Consider the following 9,059-nt stretch of genomic DNA (forward strand, 5'->3'; position numbering starts at 1 on the left):
CCCGGTCCCGGCGCCGGAGGCCCCGCCCGCGGGCACCGGCGCTCCGGGGCGGACGGTCGTCGGCGAGCAGGGGAGCCTGGCCGTCCTGGCGGGGCCGCCGCCCGCCGGGCCGCCGGGCGCGGGCGCGTTCCTCGTCGACCCCCTCGACGACGACCCGGTCCGCGCGATCGTCCGCGTCCCGCGCGCCGCCGGCGGCGGGCTGGGCCGCGCCCTCGCGGCGGCGCTGGCCGTCCGCGGCGCCCGGCGCGAGCCCGGCACCGTCCGGGTGCAGGTGGACCCGCCCGACGCCCTCTGACCGACGACCGGTGACCCGGGGGCCTCCTAGGATCGGGGTCATGCGTCTGCTCTTCGCCGGGACCCCCGCCCCGGCGGTCCCCTCCCTGCGGGCGCTGCTCGCCTCCCGCCACGAGGTCGTCGCCGTGCTGACCCGCCCGGACGCGCCGGCCGGCCGCGGCCGTGCCCCGCGGACCAGCCCCGTGCGCGACGTGGCGGAGGAGGCGGGCGTGCCCGTCCTCACCCCGGCCCGGCTGCGCGACGCGGGCGTGGCGGAGCAGATCGCGGACCTAAGGGTCGACGCCGCCCCCGTCGTCGCCTACGGCGCGCTCGTGCCGCCCGGCCTGCTCGACGCGCCGCGGTACGGCTGGGTCAACCTCCACTTCAGCGTCCTGCCCGCCTGGCGCGGCGCCGCCCCCGTGCAGCGGGCCGTCATGGCCGGCGACGAGGTCACGGGTGCGACGACCTTCCGCCTGGACGCCGGGCTCGACACCGGGCCCGTGCTCGGGACGCTGACGGAGACGGTGCGGGCGCGGGACACCGCCGGCGACCTGCTCGAGCGGCTGTCGGTGGCGGGCGCCGAGCTCCTCGTCCGGACGCTGGACGCGCTCGAGGACGGCGTGCTCGCGCCCGTCCCGCAGCCCGCGGACGGCGTGAGCCTCGCCCCGAAGATCACCGTCGAGGAGGCGCAGGTGCGCTGGGGTCTCCCCGCGCACGCCGTCGACCGGCTCGTCCGCGGCGTCACGCCCGCCCCGGGCGCCTGGACCGTCGGGCCGGACGGCGCCCGCCTCGGCCTGGGCCCGGTGCGCCCCGCCCCGGAGGTGGACGACCTCGCCCCCGGGCAGGTGCGCCCGGGCAGGCGGACCGTGCACGTCGGTACCGGCACGACGGCCGTCCTGCTCGACACGGTCGTGCCCGCCGGGCGCCGCGCGATGGCGGCCGCGGACTGGGCCCGTGGCGCCCGCCTGCAGGAGGGCGCGGTGCTCGGTGCCGTCGCGGCCGCCGGGGGTGCGCGGTGAACCCGCCGGAGCGCGACCGACGCACGGACCGCGACCGGGCCGAGCGCCGCGACCTCACGGGCCGCCAGCGGGGTGCCGCCCGCACGGAGTCCCGCGGCCAGTTCTCGTCGCAGGCGCCCTCCGAGCGCCGCCGGTCCGCCGACCCCGCCCGCACCGCGGCGCTGGAGGTGCTGCGCGCGGTCGACGAGGAGGACGCCTACGCCAACCTCGTGCTGCCGCCCCTGCTGTCCCGGCGCGGGGTGCGGGGGCGGGACGCCGGCTTCGCCACGGAGCTCGCCTACGGTGCGCTGCGCCTGGCCGGGCGCTACGACGCGGTCGTCGAGATCGCCGCCCGGCGACCGGTGACGGCGCTCGACGCGCCCGTCCGGGACGTGCTGCGCCTGGGCGCCCACCAGCTCCTGGGGATGCGGGTGCCGGCGCACGCGGCCGTGTCCGAGACCGTCGGGCTGGCCCGCGACCGGGTCGGCGCGGGGGCCGCGCAGCTCGTCAACGCCGTGCTGCGGCGGGTCGCGGAGGCACCGCTGGAGGAGTGGCTCGTCCGCATCGGCGACGCCGCGGACCCCACGGGCGAGGACCGCGTCGCCCGGCTCGCCGTGACGGAGAGCCACCCGGCGTGGGTCGTGCGGGCGCTGCGCGAGGCGCTCGTCGGGCACGGCCGTCCGGTCGACGAGCTCGAGGCCCTGCTCGCCGCCGACAACACGCCGGCGCGGGTCTCGCTCGTCGCCCGTCCCGGCCTCGTGGACCGCGAGGAGCTGCTCGCCGCCGTCCCGGCCGGCACCCGCGGCACCCGCGGCACGGTGGCCCCGACGGCGGTCGTGCTCGACGGCGGCGACCCGGCCGACGTGCCGCCCGTCCGCGACGGCCGGGCCGGCGTGCAGGACGAGGGCAGCCAGCTCGTGGCGCTGGCGCTCCTGGCGGCACCGCTCGAGGGGCGCGACGAGCGGTGGCTCGACCTGTGCGCGGGACCCGGGGGCAAGTCCGCGCTCCTCGCCGGCGCCGCCCTCGACCGCGGCGCGCGGCTGCTCGCGACGGAGGTGCAGCCGCACCGCACCCGGCTCGTGGACCGCTCGCTGCGCGCCGTCCCGCGCCGTGCCGTGGAGGCCGTGCGCACCCAGGACGGCCGGGAGCTGGGGGAGAGCGAGCCCGGGGCGTTCGACCGCGTGCTCGTCGACGCCCCCTGCACCGGCCTCGGCGCGCTGCGCCGCCGTCCCGAGGCCCGCTGGCGCCGCTCGCCCGCGGACCTCGCCGCCCTCGGCACCCTGCAGCGCGAGCTGCTCACGTCGGCCCTCGCCGCAGTGCGGCCCGGTGGCGTCGTCGCCTACGTGACGTGCTCGCCGCACCTGGCCGAGACGTCGCTCGTCGTGAAGGACGTCGTGCGGGCGCGGGCGAAGGCAGGGGCGACGGTGACGCGCCTGGACACCCGCGCGGTCGTCGCGGAGGTCTCGCCCGACCTCGACGCCGGCGCGCCGGGGCCCGGGAGCGACGTGCAGCTGTGGCCGCACCGGCACGGGACCGACGCGATGTACCTCGCCCTGCTGCGCCGCGAGGACTGAGACGGGTGATCCGCTACCCGCGGCCGGTCCGCCCCGGCGACACGATCGGCGTCACGGCGCCGTCCTCGGGGGTCGCGGACGAGCTGCGTCCCCGCCTCGACGTCGCGCTCGAGCACCTGGCCGCTCTCGGTCTCCGGACGCGGCTGGGCCGGTGCCTCGACGGGACCGGGGTCGTCAGCGCCCCCGCGCGGGACCGGGCGGCCGAGCTCGACGCCTTCGTGCGCGATCCCGACGTGCGCGCGGTGGTCCCGCCGTGGGGCGGGGAGATCGCGATGGACCTCCTGCCGTGGGTCGACTGGGACGCGTGGGCGCAGGACCCGACCTGGCTCGTGGGGTTCTCGGACATCTCGACGCTGCTGCTGCCGCTGACCGTGCTCACCGGCGTGGCGACGGTGCACGGGCAGAACCTCATGGACACGCCGTACCGCGTGCCCGCGCCGATGCTGCCCTGGACGGAGGTGGTGACCACCCCGCCGGGCGGCGTCCTCGTGCAGGGCGCGGCGAGGGCCTACCGGGCGCAGGGGTTCGACGACTGGGTCTCCGACCCCGGGGTGACCGTGCCCACGTTCGACACCCCGGGCGAGGGGTGGGTGCGGGTCGACGGGCCCGGCGACGTCGACGTCCAGGGCCGTCTCATCGGCGGCTGCCTCGAGACCGTGGCGCACCTCGCCGGCACGCCCTTCGGCGACGTGCCGCGGTTCGCCCGGGAGCACGCGCCCGAAGGGCTGGTCGTCTACCTGGAGTCGGCCGGGTCGGACGCCTACGACGTGACCCGTCGTCTGCTCGGCCTGCGCTACGCGGGCTGGTTCGAGGCCGCCTCGGCCGTCCTGCTGGCCCGCACGAGGGGCCCGGAGCTGCCCGGTCACACGCACCGGGACGCCGCGCGCACCGCACTCGGCGACCTGGGCGTCCCCGTCCTCACCGACGTGGACTGCGGGCACGTGCCCCCGCACCTCGCGCTGGTCAACGGCGCCCTGGCCCGGGTGACGCACACGCCCTCGGTGTCCCGGATCGAGCAGCACCTCGTCTAGGCGGGGTCCGGCACGCGGCCCCGGTCGGCTCGCCCGGGAGCGGTGGGAGGGCGGGTGCGTGCCGGAGGTGCGGCGTCCCCGCGCCGGGTCCGGTCGCTAGCCTGGCCGCGTGCCCCACGACGAGCCGTCCCCCGCCGCGACCCCGACCCCCGCGACCCCGACGACCGGGGCGTCCCGGCCCGCGGCCCGCCTCCACCCCAGCATCCTCTCGGCCGACTTCGCCAACCTCGAGCGCGACCTCGGCGCCATCGCGACCGCCGACGCGGCGCACGTGGACGTCATGGACCTGCACTTCGTCCCGAACCTCACGCTGGGGCTCCCCGTCGTGCAGCGGCTGGCGGAGGTCTCGCCCGTGCCGCTGGACCTGCACCTCATGATCGCCGACGCCGACCGCTGGGCGGTCGCGTTCGCCGAGGCCGGGGCGGCGTCCGTGACCTTCCACGCCGAGGCCGCCCAGGCACCGGTCCGCCTGGCGCGCGAGCTGCGCGCGGGCGGCGTGCGGGCCGCGGTCGCGCTGCGCCCCGCCACGCCCGTGGAGCCGTTCCTCGACCTCCTCGACGAGCTCGACATGGTGCTCGTCATGACCGTGGAGCCGGGCTTCGGCGGCCAGTCCTTCATCGAGGGGACGCTGCCGAAGGTGCGGCGCCTGCGGGCGGCGGTCGACGCCGCCGGCACCGGCACGCGCATCCAGGTCGACGGCGGGGTCTCCCGGGCGACGATCGGCCGGATCGCGGCCGCGGGGGCGGACGTCTTCGTCGCGGGGTCGGCCGTCTACGGCGCCGACGACGTGGCGGGGGAGATCGCCGAGCTGCGCCGGCTCGCCGACGCCGCCGGCTGAGAGCCGGCCGCCGGCCGGCGCGCGGCGGGCGGGCCCCCGCGCCGACGACGGGGGCGCCTGTGGCATGATCGCGACGCAGCACACGTGCTCCGGGGTCGGTGAGAGTCCGAGCCGGCGGTGACAGTCCGCGACCCGCACGGTCCCTCGGGACCGGACGGTTGACCTGGTGGAACTCCGGGACCGACGGTGAGAGCCCGGATGGGAGGAGCAGTGGCGGCGTGCGCCCCGTGGCGCGCGCCGTGGCCGCGACGCCCCAGCGCGCGCGGCCGCTCCCCGGGGTGCGCCGTGCGGGCCGAGAGGCCCGTGGTCCGAGGGGCGCAGCATGCCGGGCACGCAGGGGTCGGGACGCGACGCGCCGCCGCCCGGGACCACGTCGTCGCCGCCGACGGCCCCGGTGCCGGTCGTCCCCGTCCCCGAGCGCCTCGTCCGGCCCGTGGAGCTCGTCGCGCTGCGCCGGGCGTTCGAGCTGGCGGCCCGCGGCCCCGCCGGCGGCCCCAACCCGCAGGTCGGCGCCGTGCTGCTCGACGCGACGACCGGTGCGGTGCTGGGGGAGGGCTGGCACCGGGGGGCCGGCACCGCGCACGCCGAGGTCGCCGCCCTCGAGGACGCCGCCGCCCGCGGCAGCGACGTCCGCGGCGCCACGGCCGTCGTGTCGCTCGAGCCCTGCGACCACACCGGCCGCACCGGCCCGTGCTCGCGCGCGCTGCTCGCCGCCGGGGTGGCGCGCGTGGTCTTCTCCGTCCCCGACCCGAACCCCGTCGCCCGCGGCGGCGCCGAGCGCCTGCGCGGCGGGGGCGTCGAGGTGGTCGGGGGCGTCCTGGTCGACGAGGGACGCGCGGTCCTGGGGTCGTGGTGGCCGACGGACGCGCACCGCCGCCCCGTGGTGACCCTCAAGCTCGCCACGAGCCTCGACGGCCGCGTCGCCGCCGCCGACGGCACGAGCCGGTGGATCACCTCCGCCGTGTCCCGCGCCCACGCCCACGACCTGCGCGCGCAGGTCGGCGCGGTGGTCGTCGGCACCGGGACCGTGCTGGCCGACGACCCCTCGCTCACCGCCCGGTCCGCCGACGGCACGCTCCGGCGGCGCCAGCCCCTGCGCGTCGTCATGGGGCACCGGGACGTCCCGGCCGGCGCCCGGCTGCACGGCGCGGGCGGCGACCTCGTCCACGTGCGCACCCACGACCCGGCGCAGGTCCTCGCGGCGCTCGCCGCCCGCGACGTCGAGCACGTCCTCGTCGAGGGCGGTCCCGCCGTGGCCGCCGCCTTCCTGCGCGCGGGCCTCGTCGACGAGGTGCACGCCTACGTGGCGCCCGTGCTCCTGGGCGCCGGGCCGCCCGCCGTGGCCGACCTCGGCGCCGGCACCCTCGCCGACGCCCTGCGGCTGGAGACCGTCGCCGTCCACCACCTCGGGCCCGACGTCCTCGTCGTGGCCGTCCCGCGGCCGCCCGACCCGGCCGACCGCCCCGCCGCACCCCCTGCCCCGCCCGTCGTCCACGAGGAGTCCTGATGTTCACCGGCATCGTCGAGGAGGTCGGCGTCGTCGTCGAGCTCGACACCGCCCCCGGGGCCACCGACGCGCGCCTGCGCGTGCGCGGCCCCCTCGCCGTCTCCGACGCCCACCTCGGCGACTCCATCGCCGTCTCCGGAGTCTGCCTGACGGTCACCGAGCTGCCCGGCGACGGCACCTTCGTCGCCGACGTCATGCCCGAGACCCTGCGCCGCTCCGCGCTCGGCGACGTCGCGCCCGGCTCGCGCGTGAACCTCGAGCGCGCCCTGGCCGTCGGGGGCCGCTACGGGGGGCACGTCGTGCAGGGCCACGTCGACGGCGTCGGGACCATCCGCGACCGCCGCCCCGGCCCCCGCTGGGACGAGGTGACCGTCGCGGTGCCGCCCGAGCTCGCGCGCTACGTCGCGGAGAAGGGCTCCATCGCCGTCCAGGGCGTGAGCCTGACCGTGACGCAGGTCGACGACGCGAGCTTCGGCGTCTCGCTCATCCCCACGACGCTGGCGGGCACGACCCTCGGCGAGCTCGCGCCCGGGTCCCGCGTGAACCTCGAGGTCGACGCGCTGGCGAAGTACACCGAGCGCCTCCTGGCCGCGGCGGGGGTGCTCCGGTGAGCGCGACGGACGCCGGGGTGCGCCTCGGCACGGTCGAGGAGGCGCTCGACGCCCTGCGCGCCGGGCGGCCCGTCCTCGTGGCCGACTCGGAGGACCGCGAGAACGAGGGCGACGTGATCCTCGCGGCGCAGTCGGCGACCGCGGAGTGGGTCGCGTGGACCATCCGCCACTCCTCGGGCTACCTCTGCGCGCCCATGACGGGCGCCCGGGCCGACGCCCTCGACCTGCCGCTCATGGTCCCGCACAGCCAGGACCCGCGGCGCACGGCCTACACGGTGACCGTCGACGCGACGACCGGGGTCAGCACCGGCATCTCCGCCGCCGACCGCACCCGCACCCTGCACGTGCTGGCGGACCCGGCGTCGGGGCGCGGCGACCTCATCCGCCCCGGCCACGTGCTGCCGCTGCGGGCGGTGCCCGGGGGCGTGCTGCACCGTCCGGGGCACACGGAGGCGGCGGTCGACCTGTGCCGGCTGGCCGGGCTCGAGCCCGTCGCGGGCATCGCCGAGCTCGTCAACGACGACGGCACGATGATGCGGCTGCCGCGCATCGCCGCCCTCGCCGCGCAGGAGGGTCTCGTCGTGCTGACCATCGAGCAGCTCGTCGCGTGGCGCCGGGAGCACGACGACGACCTGTCCGCCGCGCCCGCCGACGCCCCCGTCCGGCCCCGCGTGCACGCGACGCACACCGCCTGGCTGCCCACGGCGCACGGGGAGTTCCGCATCCACGGCTACCGCGACCTGCGCACGGGCGACGAGCACGTCGCGCTCGTGCCCGTCGGCGGCCTGTCCGCCGAGCCCGTCGTCCGCGTGCACTCCGAGTGCCTCACGGGCGACGCGTTCGGCTCCGCCCGGTGCGACTGCGGGCCGCAGCTGCAGGCCGCGATGCGCCTCGCCGCGGCCGAGGGCGGCGCCGTCGTCTACCTGCGCGGCCACGAGGGCCGCGGCATCGGGCTCCTGGCGAAGGTCGCGGCCTACGCCCTCCAGGACGCCGGCCGCGACACCGTCGAGGCGAACCTCGACCTCGGCTGGCCGGCCGACCGCCGGGAGTACGGGGCCGCCGCCGCGATCCTGCTCGACCTCGGGGTGCGGCGCGTGAGCCTCCTGACGAACAACCCGGCCAAGGTCGCCGGCCTCCAGGCGCACGGCGTCGAGGTCGCGCAGGTGCGGGGTCTCGAGGTCGGGCGCACCCCGCACAACGCCGCCTACCTGGCGACGAAGGCCCGTCAGATGGGCCACGTGCTGCACCTCGACGAGGGGCGCACCCCCGCCCCGGCCGGCGACGAGCCGCCCCTGGGCGCGCCCGTCCACGTCCTGCCCGTCCACGTGGCCGCCCCGGCGCCCGGCACGGACACCACCGACCACGTCATCGACCCCACGGAGGACCTCGCATGAGCGGCCACGGCGCCCCCACCCTCACCGTCGACGGCCGCGGCCTGCGCGTCGCCGTCCTCGCCTCGAGCTGGCACGACGTCGTCATGGACGGCCTGCTGGCCGGCGCGCGCCGCGCCCTCGACGCCGCCGGCGTCGCGGACGTCACCTGGGTGCGCGTGCCCGGCTCCTTCGAGCTGCCGGTGGCCGCCTCCCGGGCCGCGGCGGCGGGCTTCGACGCCGTCGTGGCGCTCGGGGTCGTCATCCGCGGCGGCACGCCGCACTTCGACTACGTCTGCCAGGCCGCGACCCTCGGGCTCACCGACGTGGCCGTCCGGACCGGCGTACCCGTCGGCTTCGGCGTCCTCACGTGCGACACGGAGGAGCAGGCGCTCGCCCGCGCCGGGCTCGAGGGCTCGCAGGAGGACAAGGGCGCCGAGGCGGCCGAGGCCGCGGTCGCGGCGGTCGTCGCGCTGCGGACGCTCGCCGCCCCCGCGGCCGGCGCCGTCTAGGCTCGCGCCCCGTGAAGACGTTCGAGGACCTGTTCGCCGAGCTGGCCGAGAAGGCCGCCACCCGTCCCGCGGGGTCGGGCACCGTCGCGGAGCTGGACGCGGGCGTCCACGCCATCGGCAAGAAGGTCGTCGAGGAGGCGGCCGAGGTGTGGATGGCCGCGGAGCACGAGTCCGACGAGCGCACCGCCGAGGAGGTCTCCCAGCTGCTGTACCACCTCCAGGTGCTGCTGCTGGCGAAGGGCCTGACGCTCGCGGACGTCTACCGCCACCTCTGAGCGACCGCCCCACCCCCCCCCCACCGATCCACCCGCGCGGGCCCCGCCGGCCCGCCACCCGTCACCGAGA

9 protein-coding genes, 1 pseudogene and 1 riboswitch are annotated in these 9,059 nt (G+C 78.8%); all 10 genes and pseudogenes read left to right on the forward strand.

The window, feature by feature from the left end:
• Positions 1 to 295, forward strand: a pseudogene (locus EJA20_RS17250) (primosomal protein N'); the annotation flags it as partial.
• Positions 296 to 335: 40 nt separating this feature from the next.
• Positions 336 to 1,292, forward strand: coding sequence for a methionyl-tRNA formyltransferase (gene fmt / locus EJA20_RS17255; RefSeq protein WP_129339764.1), 957 nt, complete (start codon positions 336 to 338; stop codon positions 1,290 to 1,292).
• A complete protein-coding gene (locus EJA20_RS17260; protein WP_205687565.1) occupies positions 1,289 to 2,845 on the forward strand; it encodes an RsmB/NOP family class I SAM-dependent RNA methyltransferase in 1,557 nt (518 codons plus the stop codon). The genes fmt and EJA20_RS17260 overlap by 4 nt, the downstream gene beginning before the upstream one ends.
• Positions 2,846 to 2,850: 5 nt before the next feature.
• Positions 2,851 to 3,876 carry a S66 family peptidase gene (locus EJA20_RS17265; protein ID WP_129339766.1) on the forward strand — a complete coding sequence of 342 codons (1,026 nt, stop codon included), beginning with the start codon at positions 2,851 to 2,853 and terminating at the stop codon, positions 3,874 to 3,876.
• A 109-nt stretch (positions 3,877 to 3,985) separates the two neighbouring features.
• Positions 3,986 to 4,714 carry a ribulose-phosphate 3-epimerase gene (rpe, locus tag EJA20_RS17270; RefSeq protein ID WP_129339767.1) on the forward strand — a complete coding sequence of 243 codons (729 nt, stop codon included), beginning with the start codon at positions 3,986 to 3,988 and terminating at the stop codon, positions 4,712 to 4,714.
• Between the two features lie 81 nt (positions 4,715 to 4,795).
• A riboswitch (FMN riboswitch) is annotated at positions 4,796 to 4,928 on the forward strand.
• Positions 4,929 to 5,036: 108 nt separating this feature from the next.
• Positions 5,037 to 6,221 (forward strand): bifunctional diaminohydroxyphosphoribosylaminopyrimidine deaminase/5-amino-6-(5-phosphoribosylamino)uracil reductase RibD, encoded by a 1,185-nt coding sequence (ribD, locus tag EJA20_RS17275; RefSeq protein WP_129339768.1) that lies wholly within the window; start codon positions 5,037 to 5,039, stop codon positions 6,219 to 6,221.
• Complete coding sequence (locus EJA20_RS17280; protein WP_129339769.1) at positions 6,221 to 6,832, forward strand: riboflavin synthase; 612 nt, start codon at positions 6,221 to 6,223, stop codon at positions 6,830 to 6,832. The genes ribD and EJA20_RS17280 overlap by 1 nt, the downstream gene beginning before the upstream one ends.
• Positions 6,829 to 8,226 carry a 3,4-dihydroxy-2-butanone-4-phosphate synthase gene (ribB, locus tag EJA20_RS17285; RefSeq protein WP_240675612.1) on the forward strand — a complete coding sequence of 466 codons (1,398 nt, stop codon included), beginning with the start codon at positions 6,829 to 6,831 and terminating at the stop codon, positions 8,224 to 8,226. The genes EJA20_RS17280 and ribB overlap by 4 nt, the downstream gene beginning before the upstream one ends.
• On the forward strand, positions 8,223 to 8,714 hold the full coding sequence (gene ribH / locus EJA20_RS17290) for a 6,7-dimethyl-8-ribityllumazine synthase (RefSeq protein ID WP_129339770.1): 492 nt from the start codon (positions 8,223 to 8,225) through the stop codon (positions 8,712 to 8,714). Before ribB ends, ribH begins: the two co-directional genes overlap by 4 nt.
• A gap of 11 nt (positions 8,715 to 8,725) precedes the next feature.
• A complete protein-coding gene (locus EJA20_RS17295) occupies positions 8,726 to 8,989 on the forward strand; it encodes a phosphoribosyl-ATP diphosphatase (RefSeq protein ID WP_129339771.1) in 264 nt (87 codons plus the stop codon).
• The last annotated feature ends 70 nt before the right edge of the window (positions 8,990 to 9,059 follow it).

Source organism: Cellulomonas endophytica, from assembly GCF_004123805.1.
Lineage (GTDB): Bacteria > Actinomycetota > Actinomycetes > Actinomycetales > Cellulomonadaceae > Cellulomonas > Cellulomonas endophytica.